The sequence below is a fragment of the Chryseobacterium turcicum genome (assembly GCF_021010565.1).
In the GTDB taxonomy this organism is placed as follows: domain Bacteria; phylum Bacteroidota; class Bacteroidia; order Flavobacteriales; family Weeksellaceae; genus Chryseobacterium; species Chryseobacterium turcicum.
This window is the reverse complement of the sequence record NZ_JAJNAY010000001.1, coordinates 1,478,594-1,498,374: the sequence shown is the minus strand read 5'-3', so window position 1 is coordinate 1,498,374 and position 19,781 is coordinate 1,478,594. Positions and strand designations below refer to the sequence as shown.

At 33.9% G+C, this 19,781-nt stretch carries 18 protein-coding genes; 13 read left to right on the top strand and 5 right to left on the bottom strand.

Annotation, left to right across the window (positions count from 1 at the left end; translation table 11 throughout):
• The first annotated feature begins 4 nt into the window (after positions 1-4).
• On the top strand, positions 5-718 hold the full coding sequence (locus tag LO744_RS06865) for a barstar family protein (protein ID WP_230668319.1): 714 nt from the start codon (positions 5-7) through the stop codon (positions 716-718).
• Positions 719-904: 186 nt separating this feature from the next.
• Here the strand turns inward: LO744_RS06865 and LO744_RS06860 are convergent, their stop codons facing one another.
• Positions 905-1,153, bottom strand: a complete 249-nt coding sequence (locus tag LO744_RS06860; RefSeq protein ID WP_066679253.1) for a NifU family protein — start codon at positions 1,151-1,153, stop codon at positions 905-907.
• Positions 1,154-1,195: 42 nt separating this feature from the next.
• Entirely contained in the window at positions 1,196-2,299 is a 1,104-nt protein-coding gene (locus LO744_RS06855; RefSeq protein ID WP_230668317.1) for an Mrp/NBP35 family ATP-binding protein, read from the bottom strand.
• Between the two features lie 127 nt (positions 2,300-2,426).
• On the opposite strand from LO744_RS06855, the gene LO744_RS06850 reads away from it, so the two are divergent.
• Positions 2,427-5,228: a GH92 family glycosyl hydrolase gene (locus LO744_RS06850; protein ID WP_230668315.1), complete on the top strand. Its 2,802-nt coding sequence runs from the start codon at positions 2,427-2,429 to the stop codon at positions 5,226-5,228.
• A gap of 189 nt (positions 5,229-5,417) precedes the next feature.
• Positions 5,418-8,564, top strand: a complete 3,147-nt coding sequence (locus tag LO744_RS06845) for an AsmA family protein (protein ID WP_230668313.1) — start codon at positions 5,418-5,420, stop codon at positions 8,562-8,564.
• Positions 8,565-8,782: 218 nt separating this feature from the next.
• Here the strand turns inward: LO744_RS06845 and LO744_RS06840 are convergent, their stop codons facing one another.
• Entirely contained in the window at positions 8,783-9,523 is a 741-nt protein-coding gene (locus LO744_RS06840; RefSeq protein ID WP_230668311.1) for a phytanoyl-CoA dioxygenase family protein, read from the bottom strand.
• Between the two features lie 186 nt (positions 9,524-9,709).
• Between LO744_RS06840 and LO744_RS06835 the strand changes: the two genes are divergently transcribed.
• Positions 9,710-9,856 carry a hypothetical protein gene (locus LO744_RS06835; RefSeq protein WP_230668310.1) on the top strand — a complete coding sequence of 49 codons (147 nt, stop codon included), beginning with the start codon at positions 9,710-9,712 and terminating at the stop codon, positions 9,854-9,856.
• A 71-nt stretch (positions 9,857-9,927) separates the two neighbouring features.
• On the opposite strand, the gene LO744_RS06830 is transcribed toward LO744_RS06835, so the two are convergent.
• Positions 9,928-11,178, bottom strand: coding sequence for a dicarboxylate/amino acid:cation symporter (locus LO744_RS06830; RefSeq protein ID WP_230668309.1), 1,251 nt, complete (start codon positions 11,176-11,178; stop codon positions 9,928-9,930).
• 213 nt (positions 11,179-11,391) lie between these two features.
• On the opposite strand from LO744_RS06830, the gene LO744_RS06825 reads away from it, so the two are divergent.
• From LO744_RS06825 to LO744_RS06815, 3 genes are all read left to right on the top strand, one after another.
• Positions 11,392-11,886 carry a BON domain-containing protein gene (locus tag LO744_RS06825; protein WP_230668308.1) on the top strand — a complete coding sequence of 165 codons (495 nt, stop codon included), beginning with the start codon at positions 11,392-11,394 and terminating at the stop codon, positions 11,884-11,886.
• Positions 11,887-11,889: 3 nt separating this feature from the next.
• Positions 11,890-12,309, top strand: a complete 420-nt coding sequence (locus tag LO744_RS06820) for an SH3 domain-containing protein (RefSeq protein WP_230668306.1) — start codon at positions 11,890-11,892, stop codon at positions 12,307-12,309.
• 82 nt (positions 12,310-12,391) lie between these two features.
• Entirely contained in the window at positions 12,392-15,163 is a 2,772-nt protein-coding gene (locus tag LO744_RS06815) for a TonB-dependent receptor (RefSeq protein WP_230668304.1), read from the top strand.
• 353 nt (positions 15,164-15,516) lie between these two features.
• Here the strand turns inward: LO744_RS06815 and LO744_RS06810 are convergent, their stop codons facing one another.
• Complete coding sequence (locus tag LO744_RS06810) at positions 15,517-15,882, bottom strand: IS110 family transposase (RefSeq protein WP_230668303.1); 366 nt, start codon at positions 15,880-15,882, stop codon at positions 15,517-15,519.
• Between the two features lie 87 nt (positions 15,883-15,969).
• Between LO744_RS06810 and LO744_RS06805 the strand changes: the two genes are divergently transcribed.
• The 6 genes from LO744_RS06805 to LO744_RS06780 all read left to right on the top strand — a co-directional run bounded on the left by LO744_RS06805 (position 15,970) and on the right by LO744_RS06780 (position 19,586).
• A complete protein-coding gene (locus LO744_RS06805; protein ID WP_230668300.1) occupies positions 15,970-16,512 on the top strand; it encodes a peptidoglycan-binding protein LysM in 543 nt (180 codons plus the stop codon).
• A 198-nt stretch (positions 16,513-16,710) separates the two neighbouring features.
• Entirely contained in the window at positions 16,711-17,256 is a 546-nt protein-coding gene (locus LO744_RS06800) for a peptidoglycan-binding protein LysM (RefSeq protein ID WP_230668298.1), read from the top strand.
• A gap of 207 nt (positions 17,257-17,463) precedes the next feature.
• Positions 17,464-18,009 carry a peptidoglycan-binding protein LysM gene (locus LO744_RS06795; RefSeq protein WP_230668298.1) on the top strand — a complete coding sequence of 182 codons (546 nt, stop codon included), beginning with the start codon at positions 17,464-17,466 and terminating at the stop codon, positions 18,007-18,009.
• Positions 18,010-18,114: 105 nt separating this feature from the next.
• Entirely contained in the window at positions 18,115-18,423 is a 309-nt protein-coding gene (locus LO744_RS06790; RefSeq protein WP_230668292.1) for a hypothetical protein, read from the top strand.
• A gap of 204 nt (positions 18,424-18,627) precedes the next feature.
• Complete coding sequence (locus LO744_RS06785; RefSeq protein WP_230668295.1) at positions 18,628-19,173, top strand: peptidoglycan-binding protein LysM; 546 nt, start codon at positions 18,628-18,630, stop codon at positions 19,171-19,173.
• 104 nt (positions 19,174-19,277) lie between these two features.
• Positions 19,278-19,586 carry a hypothetical protein gene (locus LO744_RS06780; RefSeq protein WP_230668292.1) on the top strand — a complete coding sequence of 103 codons (309 nt, stop codon included), beginning with the start codon at positions 19,278-19,280 and terminating at the stop codon, positions 19,584-19,586.
• The last annotated feature ends 195 nt before the right edge of the window (positions 19,587-19,781 follow it).

The window sequence follows — 19,781 nt, the reverse complement described above, 5'->3', positions numbered from 1 at the left end:
TTTTATGTTTGCATTTGCGCTCGATACACTCGAAAAGCCCCAGATTATCACTTATATTGAACAAGTAAAAAATCTTGAAAACAACAATAAAAATTTTGGTTATCGTCAACTAAGATTAATGAATGTTGAAAATCCAGCACAGCTAGCATTAGAAATAGAAAAAGCAACTGCTAATTTTGACAACCAAGGCTTCATTTATCTTTTAAATAAGGATAATACAATTCTTACAGGAACATTTATTAGTGATATTAAAATTTTAAAATCAGAGAAAAATAATCTCAGTTTAAGCGCCTATGTTTGGCATCAACCGAAAGGTTATTATAAAGCCTGGAAAATGAAGATGAATAAACAAATTAATAATAAAAATATTTGGAAGAATTTTAAAAAGGATGAATTACAAGGCTGGTTAGTTTTCGCTTTAAACAATACGTTTTATGAAAACTCAAAAGAAAATTTAAAGATTCAAATTGATGGCAATAATTTTCACAATTTAGATGAATTCTTCTGTAATCTTGGTGAAGAAATCAATGGAATTGCAGGTTATTTTGGGAGAAACATCCCCGCTTTTTATAATTGTTTGAGAGGAGATTTTGGTGTTGGATCAATTGAAGAACTCACTTGGAAAAATCATCTAAAAAGTATGAAAATTTTCAAAACAAAATTCAATGAAATTCTACGAATATTTGAAGATTTTAATGTTAAAATAAATTTGCAGTAGATTTTGGCTAAAGCCAAACGAATTTTTAAATTTCTGAACGGGCTAAAGCCCGTTTCTATTGATCTAACAACCTTGATAAGGTAAATATTAAACCGCAATTAATCTTGACAAGATTTTCCAATCACATCACAAAAAAAGCCAGACTTCAAAAGAAATCTGGCTTCAAAAAATATATTGTTGTATTTTTTACTCTACATTTACTACCTTCTCAATTTCAGGAGCATGTTGTTTGATGCTGTTTTCTACCCCTAATTTCAATGTTGAGAAATTAAGAGAACAAGATGAACAGTTTCCTAAAAGCTTTACAAAAACAGTATTGTCTTTTACGTCCAAAAGCTCAATATCACCGCCATCTTTATTCAAAAACGGACGAATGCTTTCCAGAGCTTCCATTACTCGGGTTACAGTGTCTTCGTGTGTTGTATTTATCTCCATATTCGGGTTTGGTTTTCAAAAATGTATTTGAAATTATTTTAGTTATTTTTTTGGTGAGCAACCAGCCATTGTACTAATTTTAACGGCTTCTGTCGGAGGAAGAAGTTTATTTCTTTCTACCAAACTTTCTACCATTTTACGAGCCGTTTCTGTATAAATCTCAGCAATTACAGAACCTTCCTGCAAAGCAGCCGGTCTCCCTACATCTCCCGCCTCTCTGATACTCTGAATGATAGGAATTTCTCCTAAAACAGGAATATTTAAATCTTCAGCTAAATGTTGCGCTCCTTGATTTCCAAAGATATAATATTTATTGTCAGGTAGCTCTTCCGGTGTAAAATATGCCATATTTTCTACCAATCCAAGAACCGGAATGTTAATACTTTCCATATTAAACATTGCAATTCCTTTTCTTACGTCTGCCAAAGCAACATGTTGAGGTGTACTTACAATCACCGCTCCTGTTACAGGAACTTCCTGAATGATAGACAAATGAATATCACCAGTTCCCGGAGGAAGGTCGATTAATAAGAAATCTAATTCTCCCCAAGCTGCATCTCTAATCATTTGGTTCAATGCCTTCGAAGCCATAGGACCTCTCCAAACTACCGCCTGATTGGCTCCAGAAAAATATCCGATGGAAAGCATTTTCACACCGTAATTTTCAATAGGTTTCATCAAGTTTTTTCCGTTTACGTCTACAGAAATTGGTTTTTGACCTTCTGTATCAAACATGGTAGGAACAGATGGTCCGTAAATATCAGCATCTAATAAGCCTACTTTAAAGCCCATTTTTGCTAACGTTACCGCAAGGTTTGCAGAAACGGTAGACTTACCAACACCTCCTTTTCCAGATGCGATGGCAATAATATTTTGAATTCCTGGGATTTGTTTTCCTTTGATTTGGCTTAGCTGAACTTCGCTTGGTTCCGGAGAAACAATTTTAAGTTTAAGATTAATTTCTTCACCAAATTCACTTGCGAAAGCCTGTTTCATTGCTGCTTCAAGTTTCTTTTTTTCGTGCATTGCAGGCGAGTGAGCAGTCATATCAATGTACACTTCTGTGCCCATTACCTGAAAATTACTCACCAAATCATCTACTTCTATTTCTTTAAGGAAACCTTGTACCTTTTCTTTAGTCAACATAAAAATATAAATTGACTGCAAATTTACGTAATTTTTAGCTATTTAGAATCAATAAACATGGTGATAGATAAATTCTTTTGCAGACCAAAATTTTGTAGTATTTTAGGGCAATTTTAATTTAATATCCATGAAAAAAATATTATTCGTTGTGTTTGGATTAATTGCGCATCATTCATTTTCACAAAATTATTCGCAATACGTAAATCCTTTTATCGGAACGGGCGGTCACGGCCACACTTTTCCGGGAGCCATTGTACCTTTCGGAATGGTACAGCTTTCACCAGACACGAGAATTGACGGAAGTTGGGACGGATGCAGCGGTTATCACTATTCAGATTCTGTAATCTACGGATTTTCTCACACCCACTTAAACGGAACCGGAGTTTCTGATTACGGAGACATTATGTTGATGCCTACAATGGGAAAACCGGGTTTAACTCCCAAAGAGTATTCATCTAAATTTTCTCATAAAAACGAAAAAGCAACAGCAGGATTTTATTCTGTAAAATTAGATAAAAACAACATTGATGTTCGTTTAACAACGACAACAAGAGTAGGTTATCACGAATACAAATTCAACAAAGCCGGAAATGCCAATATTATTTTAGACTTGAATCACAGAGATAAATTGCTGGAAGGTGAAGTAAGAGTTATTGACAGCAAAACTATTGAAGTTTTCAGAAGAAGTGAAGCTTGGGCGACCAATCAATATATTTATGCGAGAATTGAGTTTTCAAAACCAATGAAAATTTCAAATAAAAATTTTAACGGTAAAAATGAAAACAATACTTTTTCGGGAACAAAATTGGCTTTAGCATTTACCTCAGCAGTTAAAAAAGGTGAAAAAATAAGTGTAAAAGTGGCGATTTCTCCAACAGGGTATGAAGGTGCCGGAAAAAATATGTTGGCGGAAGGAAAATCTAATGATTTTAATGAAATTCAAAACCAAGCTGTTGCTGGCTGGAATAAAGAACTTTCAAAAATAGAAGTGAAGTCTAGCGACAAAGACAAATTGTCTATTTTCTACACCGCAATGTATCACGTTTTCACGCAACCGAATATCAATATGGATGTTGATGGAAAATACCGTGGCAGAGACAATAAATTTTACACCGCAAAAGATTTTGGGTACTACTCTGTTTTCTCACTTTGGGATACTTTCAGAGGAGCACATCCATTGATGACGTTAATTGATAGAAAAAGAACGGCAGATTTCGTTAATACTTTTATTAAACAACGTGAGCAAGGTGGAAGAATTCCGGTTTGGGAGTTAGCTTCCAACGAAACTGAATGTATGATTGGGTATCATGGTGTTTCTGTAATTGCAGATGCCATGGCAAAAGGAATCACGGGTTTTGATTATGAAAAAGCTTTTGAAGCTTCAAAAAATTCGGCAATGCAGGATATTTTTGGTTTAAATGCTTACAAGCAGAAAAACTATATCAGCATTGATGATGAGCACGAAAGTGTTTCTAAAACTTTAGAATACGCTTATGACGATTGGTGTATCGCTCAAATGGCGAAGATTTTAAACAAAAAAGAAGATTACGAATACTTCATGAAACGTTCTCAAAACTGGAAAAACCTTTATAATCCAGCGAACGGTTTTATGCAGGCAAGAAAAAACGGAAACTGGTATGCGCCTTTTGACCCAAGTGAAGTCAATAACAATTACACAGAAGGAAATTCTTGGCATTATTCATATTTCGTTCCGCAAGATATTCCGGGATTGATTGAAGCGCATGGCGGAAAAGAAAAATTCGAACAGTTTATCGATGCTATTTTCTCGGCTTCAGATAAAACAACGGGAAGAGAGCAGGTAGATATTACCGGATTAATCGGACAATATGCACAAGGAAATGAACCAAGCCACCACATCGCCTATCTTTATAATTTCGTAAATAAACCTCAGAAAACAGAAGAGAAAATCAAATTTATTCTTAATAATTTCTACAAAAACACTCCCGATGGACTGATTGGAAATGAAGATTGCGGACAAATGAGTGCGTGGTTTATTCTAAGCTCAATGGGAATTTATTCTGTAACTCCAGGGAAACCTGAGTGGGAAACGGTAACGCCTTATTTTGATGAGGTTAAACTACATTTAGAAGACGGAACGACGAGAATTATTACTAAAAACACTCCAAAGAGTGAGCTTAAAACATTAGGTTTTGAAAATGTAAAGCTAGTGAAAGACATGAAATATGCTCAACAAACAGCTTCACCTGTTATCAATGCAGACCGTCTTTTTGAGTTTACCACTCAGGTAAAAATTACCCCTTTAAACGAGAAAGATAAAGTGTATTATATGACGATGGATGAAAACGATGCCAACGTGAGAAAAACTTTTAAAGTCTATAAAGAACCATTTACCATCAACAAAACGACACAGATTTCTACATATGCTGAAAGAAATGGTGAGAAAAGTGGAATTACAACTTCCAACTTCAACAGAAGGCCTAATCATTGGGATGTGACGATTAACTCAACGGTAAATCCGCAATATACAGCAGGTGGAAAATTGGCGATTATCGACGGAATTAATGGAGATGTAAACTGGAGAAAAGGTGAATGGCAAGGTTATCAGGGACAAACTGTGGAAGCGATTATTGATTTTAAATCTCCACAACAGATTAAAGAAATTTCTTCAACGTATTTACAAGACAGCAGAGCATGGATTTTAATGCCTAAGAAAGTAGAATACTACGCTTCAATGGACGGAAAAACATTTATTCTTCTGAAAACGTTAGAAAATAACATCGACCCGAAAGATGAAAATGTTCAGACAAAAGATTTCAAAACGGCAGTTCTTCCTACTGAAGCACGTTATATAAAAGTAAAAGCCTACCACTTCGGGAAACTTCCCGAATGGCATCAAGGTGCCGGTGGTGATGCTTATATTTTTGTAGATGAAGTTTCTGTGAAATAATACATTTTAATTTTAAAATAGTGAAACCCTCTTTCGATTGAAAGAGGGTTTTGTTTTTAAATTATCATATCGTTTGTGGTATTTTTTCGTAAAAACCCGCAAGCTCATCTATAAACGTTTCATATTAGTCTAAAAAACTTCGTTTTATTTTTATTTATCAATTATTTTTGCAAATTGATATTAACATTTATGAAGAAGGAAAAAACAAAAGTCTCAGCATTATCCAAAATTTTAAAAATCTCGGGAATAAGTTTAGGAAGCATTGTATTGGTTTTATTTATAACGCCCTATTTCTTTAAAGACACCATCAATAGTGGGATAAAGGAGCTTTCTAAGAGTTATCTTAAGACAAAAGTAGATTTCAAAGATTTAGATATTTCTTTCTTTAAACACTTTCCAAATCTTACGGTTACCCTTACCCATCCTTCCGTAAAAGCCAGCCAGCCCTTTCAAACAGAAAACTTTATTGATGCAAATGAAATCGGTTTAGGCGTAGATATTACAAGTCTTTTCGGAGACAAAATAATTTTCAATAAGCTGTATATTGAAAATGCAAACATCCGAATGAAAATTGACAGTTTAGGAAAAAACAATTTCGATATTCTCATTGCTGAAGAAGAATCTAAAGAGAAAAATGACTCTAAACTTACTTTGGCTTTGCAGAATTTTAAAATTTCAAATTCTAATTTTATCTATGATGACCAGCAAAGCAAAACTTATTTAAAATTAGACAACTTAGAATATGACGGACTGATTGATTTATCGAAAGATATTTTAAGTTTACACGCTAACACCGAAGTAAGCAATACGTTTTTCAAAATTGATAAAGATACATGGGTTAAAGATTTACCCCTTAAAGGAAAAATTAACACAAAAATCAATATTAATCAGTTAGCTTTTTATTTTACTGATAATCCTTTAGCGTTAGGAGGTTTTCCGTTTAATCTTCAGGGGAGCCTGAAAATGGCAAATGAACAGCAGGTTTACGATTTAAAAATAACAACAAAAAATGCTGATATAAAAACGATTCCTGCAATAATTCCGGAAGCATATCAAGAGTATGCAAAACAGGTTGAAATGAAAGGAAAAACTGACCTTTTGTTTACAATGAAAGGAATTTTAAATGCTTCAAAGAAACAAAATCCAGATATTCATCTTGAAGCAAATATAAACAACGGCTCTTTTAATTATCAAAAATCGTCGTCGCCAATCAAAAATTTAAATCTGGTTTCTACGATTGATATTCCAGCTTTAAATCCTGATAAACTTAAAATAAAAGTAAGTGAGCTTAATTTTAGTTTATTAAATGGGTATACAAGAACTAATTTTATTTTTGAAAATGGGTCTGCCAAGTTTTCGGAGGGAAACATAGACTCAAACATCAATCTTGAGGCCTTAAAAAATGCAATTGGATACAAAAAAATCGATGCAAAAGGAGATTTTAAGCTTAAAGGAAGTTGGAAAGGTTACATTTTTACTGATTCAAAAAATAATTTACAAAAAATCCCTCTTTTTGACATAAAAGCAGATTTGAAAAACGGATATTTCAAAATGAGAGAAATGCCTGCTGCTTTAGATTATATCAACCTTGATATGGACATTCGCAATAAGAATGGCAACTTTAAAAACACAGAAATCTTAGTTCATAACATCGACGCTAAAGCACTGGACAATTATGCAAAAGGAAAAATTGAAATTAAAAATTTATACAACTACCCTATTGACGCAGATTTTACTGCAAAAATTCATCTGGAAGACCTCTACAAAATTTATCCTGTAAAAGGAATTAATCTTCGAGGTGACCTTTTTGTACAATCAAAAGCAACAGGAACTTATGAACCTAAAAAGAAAAAAGTTCCGGTAACCAATAGTACATTATCGTTAAAAAATGGTTTTATAAAATTAGATAGTTATCCTGAGCTTCCTTTAGAAAACATCAATGTAGAAACGCAAATAAAAAGTGGAAGAGGTTCTTTTAATGATTTAAATATCAGTATTCTTCCGATTTCGTTTACTTTGGCAGGAAAACCTTTTACGGTAAAAGCCAATTTAAAAAATTTAAACAATCTTGATTACAGACTTCATTCAAAAGGGCAGCTTAATTTGGGCAATCTGTATAAACTTTTCCCTATTGAAGGGCTTGACGTAAATGGTGTGATTTCTACCGACGTTGGCTTAAAAGGTGAAAACGGAGCTGCTCTGGAAAATATACAGAACCGTGGTTTTGTGAAAATTGAAAATATCACCATACACTCTAAGTTTTTCCCAAGTAAATTTGTGATAAAAGAAGGATTGTTTAAACTGAACGGAAGCCAGCTCAAATTTGAAGATGTAAAAGCCCGTTACAAGAAGAATATATTCGTATTCAACGGAAATGTAAGCAATTACATTAATTATATTCTAAAAGACCAAAACTTAAATGGAAATATCAGCTTCACCTCAAAAAAAGTGAATGTTGATGATTTTATGGCCTACAATTCTGGAGAATCTTCGAATTCTTCATCTGCAGAAAAAGGAGTGATTTTACTGCCTAAAAATCTCGATATTACAATAAACGGAAATGCCAATCAAATTTTATTTAAAGATATTAATCTTAATAATTTTAAAGGCAACTTAGCTTTAAAAGATGGAAATCTATTGCTCAATGAAACTGAGTTTGGGATGATTGGCTCAACATTCAATGCCAACGGAACCTACACTCCTATCAATGCTAAAAAAGCAAAGTTCAGCATCAACACAAAGGCTAAAAACTTTGATATCCAGAGAGCATACAAAGAAATCACATTATTCAGAGAAATGGTTTCGGCAGCAGAAAAAGCGCACGGAAAAGTTTCTATAGATTATCATTTGGAAGGCGATTTGGGTGCAGATTTCTTCCCAAAACTAAAAACAATAAAAGGTGATGGTATTCTTACACTGGAAGATATACAGTTTCATGGGTTTAAAGTCTTCAACTCAGTCGCTGAAAAAACCTCAGCCAATGCGCTGCACGATGCAAAAGTGACTAAGGTTGATATTAAAACAAATATAAAAGACAACGTTATCACTATCGAACGAACGAAGTTTAAAATTGCAGGCTTCAGGCCAAGAATTGAAGGCCAGGTAAGTCTGGATGGGTACATCAATGTCGGAATGCGTCTAGGCCTCCCTCCTTTCGGAATTATTGGAATTCCTATTAAAATTACCGGACCTTCGGACACATTTAAAGTGGAAACAGGAAAATATCAAAAAGAAGACTTGAACGAGACCGACGATGATTTCAAAGATTATCAAAAATCTTTAGAAGAAGAGGAAGCTGCCAAAAAAGCTGAAAGTGAAAAGAAGAATTTGAAATAAATAATGAAACCTCTTCCGATTGGAAGAGGTTTTTGTTTAATGATTATTAATCTGTAGTATTAATAAAATAAGTAAACGCAAAGTTTGTCATTCTGAAAGAATCTCGGCAGCATTATTCTATTAACTGTTGAGATTCCTGCGGAATGACAAACAAGCTGTATCAATTACATTTCACTACCAATAATACTGTATCGATTATATTTTTGTACTGAAAATCTTCAAATAATAAAATTATGTGTGAGATTTAAATTCATTCTCTCTGGCCAATTCAACTCCTCCGGTAATTCTTTATCAGAAAATTCAATATGAATAACTCTTCTTTTCATTCCGTTTGTAGTGCGATTGGAACCGTGAAGAAGTAAAGGTTTCATCATCATAACTCCGCCTTTTTCGACGTTGCAGATATGTTCTGTTTCCACATTCCAATCGATGGTTTCGGGTCTGTAGATTCCTTTTGCATGAGATTTAGGGACTACTTTTAAAGCGCCATTATTTTCATCGGTGTCATCGAGATGAATTCTTATGGTAAAAATATTTTCAAGAATATCTAAAGGTGGCTGTACCGCAAACTGATTCTGCTTGGTCGTCCATGGTCCGAAATTCTCGAGCGGCACTTTTTTATCTACCGAAATTGTCAAATCCTGATGGTAGGCAACATACCAGTTTGATTTTTCTGGTTTATCGAAGTAAATACTTTTAACCACAAAATAGTTATCTCCAAAAATATCTTTAATAATCTTTTGAAGATTTTCATTAAAAATCAAATCTTTGATTTCCGGAATTTCTTTTAAAAATTGTCTGATAGCAAAAAGGTCTTCCGACTTTCTGAACGTTTCTTTAGACGTGTCGATATTTTGAATGACTTCACTTATTTTTTCAATTTCTTCTGTAGAAAAAATATTGTTGATTACGGTGAAACCATTTTCCTGAATTATATTTTTATGTTGTTGTAAATTCATTTAATATGATTTTTTTGGAACTATTTTAAACGCAAAGTTCGCAAAGATTTTTTTTAAATGATTCTGTGTATTTTTCGTTCGCAAGGGCGTTCCACTCAGCAAAGGAATACAATATTTATCATTCTGGAGAAATCTTTATTATAATATTAGAAAAAATGAAAAGATTCGTGCTTGAATTCTTTCAGAATGACAAACTTTGTGGTTATTTCTATACTGAAAAATAATGACTGCAACCCTAGCCCAGATTGGAATGACATCCTTTTTGGTTGCGGGTGGAGCGCAGCGGAAGCCGCAACCAAAAAGATACAATGGAAAGCGGGAAAAAGCTCCTAAAAAATAAATGGTCAATAATGAAGATTAAAAATTCACTATTGACCATTTATTATTTTATCTAAATTAATGCTTTACATATCACCGCCATGATTATCAAGCTGCCCTTCCCATTTTGAAACGGCAGAAGTTGCTAAAGCGTTTCCTAAAACATTGGTAGTACTTCTCGCCATATCGCAGAAGTGGTCTATCGGAAGGATTAAAGCAATTCCTTCCGGTGGAATTCCAAACATCGAGCAAGTCGCCACGATAATGACCAAAGAAGCTCTTGGAACCCCTGCAATTCCTTTAGAAGTTAGCATCAACACCAAAAGCATTGTAATTTGTTGCCCAATAGACATTTCTATACCGTAAATCTGAGCAATAAAGATTGAAGCAAATGTCATGTACATCATACTTCCATCCAAATTAAATGAATATCCTAATGGTAAAATAAATGATACTACTCTATTGTTACAGCCAAATCTTTCTAATTCTTCTACCAATTTAGGGAAAACGGCTTCCGAACTTGTCGTAGAAAAAGCAATCAATAAAGGAGCTTTAATTCTTCTTAACAATTCGAATAAACGGTTTCCTAAGATTAAATATCCTACAATCAATAGAACAAGCCATAACACAGCAATAGCAAAGAAAAAGTCTCGCAGATAGATGGCGTATACTTTAAAGATTTCAAAACCATTTGTGGCTACAACGGCTGCAATCGCACCCAAAACTCCAAGCGGAGCAAACCACATGATATACCCTACCATTTTAAGAATCGCATGCGCTACTACATCAAATAATTTGATAACAGGCTGCGCATATTCGTCTCCTAAATTAGCCAAAGCCACCCCAAACATAATGGAGAAAACCACAATTTGAAGCACTTCATTAGTTGCAAAAGCTTCAAAAATACTTTTAGGAACTACATGCTTCACAAAATCTTCCATAGAAAATCCTTTACTCGATTTTAATAGTTCATCTGCAGAAGCCACATCCTGTATCGGAAGTTTGGTTACATGCCCCGGCTCAAGCCAATTGACCAAAATTAAACCGATGAAAAGAGATACAAGAGATGCAGAAATAAACCAAAGCATCGCTTTTGACCCTACCCTTCCAATCATTTTAATATCGCTCATTTTGGCAATTCCTACCACCAATGTGGTAAAAACTAAGGGCGCAATAATCATCTGAACCAGTCTGATGAAAATAGTTCCGAGGAGTTTTATATTTTTTGAAAACGGCTCTGCGCTTTCAGGATACTGTAAATGAACTAAGCCTCCAATTGCTACACCCAGAATAAGTGCAATGATGATGGCAAAAAATAGTTTGTTTTGTCCTTTCATATCTATTATCAATTGCCACAAATATAATAGTTTTATATTTTAGTATAAAAGTTTGTTTTTAAGCTTAATAATTTCACCACTCAAAAAAAATTAAACATCAGATTATGAAAAGCTTAAATCATAATATTTTTGATAATTATTATTTTTTCACAACATTGGTATAGATTTTATTATTACATTTGAGTCTAACGAAAACATTAAATTATCTTAATTATGAAAAAAACAATCACTATGTCTGCCTTAGCTTTGGCGATATCATTTGGAGCTATTTCGTGTAAAAAGAAAGTTTCTGATGCTGAGCTTCAGACTCAAGCAACAACTATTGTAACAGCAACCCCCACAGCAACTGTTGAAGTAAAAGAAGGCGTTGCCCATCTTGGAGGAACCTTTGCTACTCAGGCTGAAAAAGACGCAGCCGTAAAATCTCTAAAAGAAATAAAAGGAGTAAAAGATGTGCATGATATGGCCACTGTAGAAGTTGCTCCACCTCCACCACCGCCTGTAGAAACGGCTTCAGCTGTAGACCCTATGGTTCAGCAAAAAGTACAGGATGCTGTGAAAGATTTCCCTTCTGTAAAAGTTGAGGTTGTAAAAGGAGAATTAACACTTACAGGAAATGTATCTTCAGCGCAGGCTAGAAAAATTAAAGAATCTGTAGATGCTTTAAAAGTTGGAAAATATAACAATAACCTAGTGGTAAAAAATTAAAAAATGAGCACATTACAAGATAAATATTCAAGTGTAGTTTCTGCGGCTCAGTCTGCAGGAATTTCTAATCTACAGGTTCAGGAGCAAGACGGTATTCTTTATGTTTCCGGAAACGCTTCAAATACCGCAACAAAAGACGCAGTTTGGAACGCTTTAGGAGCTATTGACTCTACGTATTCTGCTACAGACATCAACATCGATGTACAGGTTGCAGGTCTTGCGGCTGGTGCAAATCTTACGGTTGCGACTGAAGATTCTAATCTAAACATCAGACAAGAGCCTTCTACAGAAGCTGCAGTTGTAGGAAAAGCGGCTAAAGGAGCTTCTGTTACTTTAGTAGAGCAAACTTCAGACGATTGGTGGAAAGTAAAAACTGCCGATGGACAGGAGGGTTACGCTTACTCAAGATATTTGAAGGCTTAAATTAAAAATTAAGTTTAAAAAACATGAAACATCCCAATAAAGGGATGTTTTTTTATTACTTTTGCGCCTTAAACATCTATAAATGGGAAAAAAGTTTTGGTTACTGTTCTTTGTAGTCAGCAATTTATTATTAAATGCGCAAAAATTAAGCATAGACGGAAAAGTTTTAAACTTTGAAAAAAAACCAATTGAAAATGTCACCGTTTATTTATTGAAACAAAAAGATTCCTCCATTGTCAATTATACTCCAACCAACAGCGAAGGAAAATTCTCTCTAAAAACTGATGAGTTCTCAGAATCAACTATTCTAAAAATTGATGCTGAAAAATACATAACGTACTCAAAAAGTTTTGATATTATTAAACAATCGGTCTCGCTTGGAGAAATTGAACTGGAGAAAAACTCTGTTCAAAATATTGAAGAAGTCACCATTTCAGCTTCGCCTGTTAAAATTAAAAAAGATACAATCGAGTTTAATGCTTCGGCGATAAAAGTAAGACCTGACAGTAAAATTGAAGAACTTTTAAAACAGATTCCAGGTGTTGAAGTAAGCAACGACGGAAAAATTACCGTTAACGGAAAAGAAGTCGACCAAATCATGATCAACGGAAAACCGTTTTTTGACAAAGACGGGAAAATAGCCTTACAAAATCTTCCGGCAGATATTATTAAAAATATTCAGTTTACCACTACAAAAACCAAAGAAGAGGAATTGAGCGGCAAAGCTCCGAAATCGAAGAATACCACCATCAACTTTACTATCGACGAAAAGAAAAATAAAGGTTTACTATCGCGTTTAACCGCCGGTTACGGTTCTGATGAGCGATATGAAGGCAGTTTACTTTTAAGTTATTTTAAAAAAGATTCAAAGGTCAGTCTTTTGGCTTCGTCAAACAATATCAATTCTCAGGGATTTTCTAATGATGAGGTCTTCGACAGCATGGGACACGGAAGAAATTCCTGGCTCATGCAGGGCGGATCTGTAGTTAGTGATGGCGGAAATACCTATTATACACAAGGCGGAAACAATACCAAAGGAATTCAACGCAGCACGACAGTAGGATTTAATTACAGTGATAAATTCGACAAAAAAACAGATCTGGAATCTTTAAGTCTCATGCACATTGATAATAATCTCGAAACAAGATCAAGAGTTTCGAGAACCACTTTATTACCGGAATTTACGTTAAAAACAAACACAGAAAGCAACGGAGAGAATGATAGCCAACAGTATAGTTTTGCTGCTTCAGCAAGAATAAAAATAGATTCTCTTACCAACATTTATTTTTCACCTAACTTTTCACGAACAGAGGGTTTCAATTTCAGCAATTCAAAATCATCTACTTTAAAAGACAATTTACTTCTGAACGAAAGCGAATCGTTTACAAGTTCTAAAACTGAAAACAATAATTTTTCTCCCAACCTTTATTTTTCAAGAAAATTTAAAAAGAAAGGCCGTGTTTGGTCAGCTAACATCAACACCACAATCTCGGAATCTAAAAGAGAAAACACCAATAATTCCCAAACTATTTTCTACCAAACCACAGATCCAAATGATATAAGAAATCAGGTTTCCAAGACAAAAAATCAAACCAACAGATATCGTTTTACAACCGCATATTCCGAGCCGTTATCCGATTCATCAAATGTAACTGTAAGCCTAACTTACGAAAATAAATTAACCCGAAATTTAAGAGACGTCAATGATTTTGATTTAAGTAACGGGCAATATTCTGACTATAATGATGCTTTATCGAATACGATGAGCCAAAAAAACAACCAATTCAGGCCTGAAATATCTTATGAACTCAATAAAAAGAAAATCAATTTTTGGGCATCGGCAAACTTGGATATTACAAATATGAATGTGAATTCGTTTTTCAACAGTCAGCAATACGATTTTCAAAACAACTTTGCTTTACCCGGCTATAGTTTAAATCTTCAGTATCAGTTTTCAGATAATAAAAGCCTGAGTATTTACAATAGCGCTGATTTTTCAATCCCTACTGCAGAACAGCTTACTCCGTTTACAGACAACCTCAATCCTTTGGTTACTTACCAAGGAAATCCCAATTTGAAAAACAGGTGGCAAAACTCAGCCTATATTTACTATAGTAATTATAATATCTTGAAAAACATGAACTATTATATGAGCTTAAGTTTCAATTACTACAATAATGATGTGACCAACTATTCTTACTATGACGATTCTGGAAAGCAATTTGCGACCTACGTCAATATAAGTGGAAACAAATATGTAAACCTTGGCGGTGGCTTTTCTAAAACATTCAAATGGAAACAAAATAAACTTATTGTAAACCCTAGATTTAATATGAATTATGGCTACAACAGAGGTTTTGTCAACACGCAGCAGTTTACCAGTGAAACATACAGCATCAACCCAGGCTTCAATCTGACGTATGAATTGAAAGAAAAATTCACCATTAAACCATCGTATTCATTAGGCTATAATTTCTCAGAATACAACAATTACAGTGTCGGGAATATAAAAACGAGCAATCAGATTCTTAAAATGGAACTCACCAATTACATTTTTAAAAGTAAACTAATCTTTGGGAACGACTTTGAATACAACACGACCTCAAACATTGCTCCTGGTTTCAAGAGAGACTTCTATTTCTGGAATACCAGTTTAGGTTATTCATTCTTTCAAAAACAGCTCACTGCCAAAGTAAAAGTATATGATGTTCTTAATCAAAACCAAAGTGTAAGACGTACCATTACCAACACCTATTTTGAAGACAGAGAAGATTTAATCCTAAAACGGTATATCATGTTTTCTTTAACCATGAAACTCAACAAATTTGGAGGAAAGAAAGCTGAAGTGAAATAAAACACAATCATTCTAAAAAAATAACCGGAGATGTTTTTCTCCGGTTATTTTTTGTTTTAAAGCTAATTAATTTAGGGTACGTTTTGCAAAATTTTGATTGTACATCCGTCAATTCGAGTACTTTTTCGTAACAAAGTGGAGAAAAAGTATATCGAGAATAAATGAACCGAAGCACAAAACTTGTTTTCCCATCAACAACTTCTCGATATGATTTTTCTTCTAAAAATCTACTCGAAGTGACGAAAATGAACCAAATGTACAAGGAGGTTCTGTGTTGATTTCCAAATAAAAATTGATATTTATTTGTGTAAATTTGTTTTTCAAGTCAGTCAAGAACTAGACTCAATAGCGTGTTAAAGCATTTGTTTTTGCACGCTATTTTTTGTTTGATACTCTTTATCATATTCGGTTTCATTTTTAAATAAAATGTAAATTAACTCTAAAATTTTTCTTTGTATTGCCACCAACGCTTTCATTTTTATACCGTGTTTCGATACCAGTCTTGCGTAGATATTTCTAAAATCATCATCCCATTTTACAGCCGTTAAAGCAGGTAAGTAAAGAGATTTTCGTAAATTTCTATTGCCTTTTTTAGATATTCTGGGCTTTCCTTTTACCGATGTGCCTGATTGTTTTTCTTTCACATCTAGACCTGCATAACTCGACAATTGACATTTATTTTTAATGTTGGGGAATATTACAATAAAGAGTTTGGTCATGTCAGATAATGTTCTTAAATTTAGTCTTGATTATGTTTGTTAATATAGTTCATTTTATTATCACAACTCTTCAAATTTATCCAAATCATGAAAAAACCAATCTTTATCACCGCGCTGTCGCTGGCAGCAATCGCTTTAGGAACCGACTTGGTTCTGGCACAAAATTCTGGACAGGTTAGTAAATCAGTAAATATTATTTTAGCAGATGTCATTGCAATGGACATTGGTAGTCTTGCTTCAGAAGGCTCCATAGATTTTAATTATGGGAGTACAGCAGATTATAATTCATCAAAAAATGTGACTGTTCCCAACAGTTTAGTTATCATTTCTTCCAAAAATTTTGATGTAAAAGTAAAATCTGAAGGTACGCACTTTGTAAGTGGTACCAACGTAATTCCAGTAGATATTTTACAGGTAAAAGCAATACCGGGAGGGAGTTTAGCAGGAACCCTGAACGAGGTCACTTTATCTCCAACTGATCAGGTGCTGGTAAGTAATGCAAGCTTAGGCACCAAACAATCTTTAAATATTGACTACTCTATTTCGGCGGAAAAAGCATCAAAGGTGCTTCTAGGAAAACCACAGGGTACTTACAGGCAAAAAATAACTTATACTGCAACTGCTTTATAATAAGACGAGCAACAATCTCTATAATAAGCCCTCAACACTTAAAAATGTTGAGGGCTTTTCTATTTAAGCCAAATGAATAAACCGTGTAATTATTTTACTACATGAACTTCCATTTTCAACTACAAAGAAACATCTGTCGTCGCTGTAGATTTGCTGTATACAAAAACAACAGTTAAATAAAAATTAAATACTACTACCATGACAAAACAATTCGCAATCGCAGCATTAACTATCGGAGCAATCGTATTAGGAACTAACAGCGCTAAAGCTCAAAATACAACCGCTACCACAACGGTAAACATTACCCTGAACGATGTGATTTCAATCGACACTGGAAGTGCTGCAATTGGTAATACCGTTGACTTTAACTATGTTACTGCGGCTGATTATAACTCTGATCAAACAATCAATAAAGCGAACTCTTTAAAAGTTACTTCTACCAAGAACTTTAATGTGAAAGTGAAAGCAGGAGGCGAGAATTTCATGAATGGAGTTAACTTAATCCCTGTAAACGTTTTGACCATCAAAGCCGCTACAGCTTCCGGAACAATGGGTGGAACAAAAAGCGCAGTTGTTTTATCTGCAGCCGATCAAACTTTAGTAGCAAATGCTCCGCTTGGAAGTGCATTAACGCTGAATTTAGATTACACCATTCCTGCAGCGAAATCATCTTCTTCCGATATTTTAGGTAAACCAGCTGGAACTTATACGCAAACAGTAATTTATACTGCAACGGCTTTATAATAACACGAGTAACAATCTCTATAATAAGCCCTCAACACTTAAAAATGTTGAGGGCTTTTCTATTTAAACCCAATAATTAATCCGTGTAGTTATTTTACTACAACAACTTCCATTTTCAACTACAAACAAACTTTTATTGCCACCGTAGATTTGTAGTGTTCAAAAGAGAACAATTAAACAAGATTAATAATTAAAAATATAACTACCATGACAAAACAATTCGCAATCGCAGCATTAACTATCGGAGCAATCGTATTAGGAACTAACAGCGCTAAAGCTCAAAATACAACCGCTACCACAACGGTAAACATTACCCTGAACGATGTGATTTCAATCGACACTGGAAGTGCTGCAATTGGTAATACCGTTGACTTTAACTATGTTACTGCGGCTGATTATAACTCTGATCAAACAATCAATAAAGCGAACTCTTTAAAAGTTACTTCTACCAAGAACTTTAATGTGAAAGTGAAAGCAGGAGGCGAGAATTTCATGAATGGAGTTAACTTAATCCCTGTAAACGTTTTGACCATCAAAGCCGCTACAGCTTCCGGAACAATGGGTGGAACAAAAAGCGCAGTTGTTTTATCTGCAGCCGATCAAACTTTAGTAGCAAATGCTCCGCTTGGAAGTGCATTAACGCTGAATTTAGATTACACCATTCCTGCAGCGAAATCATCTTCTTCCGATATTTTAGGTAAACCAGCTGGAACTTATACGCAAACAGTAATTTATACTGCAACGGCTTTATAATATAACATTATTTAATTCTGAAATATCTTATAAATTAATGTTAAAACGGCCTATTTTAGGCTAACAAATAAAATTCAGGTAATAATCAAATAATTACAAGATAATATGCCGAATCTAATAAAAAAACTATTGTTTTTACTTGAAATTGGTAATCATCAATTTGACAGTATCCTTTGGAAAACCCGTCCAGAAAAAAGAAAAACTCTTGTTGATGATATTTTCAAGTTTAAAATTCCTATTGGGAAAAGCAAAAAAGAAATATGTGAACTTTTCGGACATGAACCACAAATTTATACTCCCATAACATGGTCATATCCTGTAGAATCAGATAAATTTGGAAATACCCTGACCTCATTATCGCTGTATTTTAAAGACGAAATTGTAACAAGTATTAGGTTGAAAATAAGGGAGTAATATATAAAAAGATTATTTGGAATAAGTCCTCAACATTTAAAAATGTTGAAGGCTTTTTTACTTAGGCAAATGAATAAACCGTGTAGTTATTTTACTACAACAACTTCCATTTTCAACTACAAAGAAACTTTTATTGCCACCGTAGATTTGTAGTGTTCAAAAGAGAACAATTAAATAAAAATAAAAATTTAAAATATTACTACCATGACAAAACAATTCGCAATCGCAGCATTAACTATCGGAGCAATCGTATTAGGAACTAACAATGCTAAAGCTCAAAATACAACCGCTACTACAACAGTAAACATTACCCTGAACGATGTGATTTCAATCGACGCTGGAAGTACTGCAATTGGTAATAATGTTGACTTTAACTATGTTACTGCAGCAGACTATAACTCTGATCAAACCATTACTAAAGCGAACTCTTTAAAAGTTACTTCTACCAAGAACTTTAATGTGAAAGTGAAAGCAGGAGGCGCGAATTTCATGAATGGAACCAACTTAATCCCTGTAAATGTTTTGATCATCAAAGCCGCTACAGCTGCCGGAACAATGGGCGGAACAAAAAGCGCAGTTGTTTTATCTGCAACTGATCAAAATTTAGTGGCAAATGCTCCACTTGGAAGTGCATTAACACTGAATCTAGACTACACTATTCCTGCTGCGAAATCATCTTCTTCCGATATTTTAGGTAAACCAGCTGGAACTTATACGCAAACAGTAACTTATACAGCGACTGCTTTATAATAAAACATTTTTAATTCTGAAATATCTTATAAATTAATGTTAAAACGGCCTATTTTAGGCTAACAAATAAAATTAAGGTAATAATCAAATAATTACAAGATAATATGCCGAACCTAATAAAAAAGCTATTGTTTTTACTTGAAATTGGTAATCATCAATTTGACAGCATCCTTTGGAAAACCCGTCCAGAAAAAAGAAAAACTCTTGTTGATGATATTTTCAAGTTTAAAATTCCTATTGGGAAAAGCAAAAAAGAAATATGTGAACTTTTTGGACATGAACCACAAATTTATACTCCCATAACATGGTCATATCCTGTAGAATCAGATAAATTTGGAAATACCCTGACCTCATTATCGCTGTATTTTAAAGACGAAATTGTAACAAGTATTAGGTTGAAAATAAGGGAGTAATATTTAAAATATAAAAAGATTATTTGAAATAAGTCCTCAACATTTAAAAATGTTGAGGACTTTTTTACTTAAGCAAATGAATAAACCATGTAGTTATTTTACTACATGAACTTCCATTTTCAACTACAAAGAAACTTTTATTGCCACCGTAGATTTGTAGTGTTCAAAAGAGAACAATTAAACAAGAATAAAAAT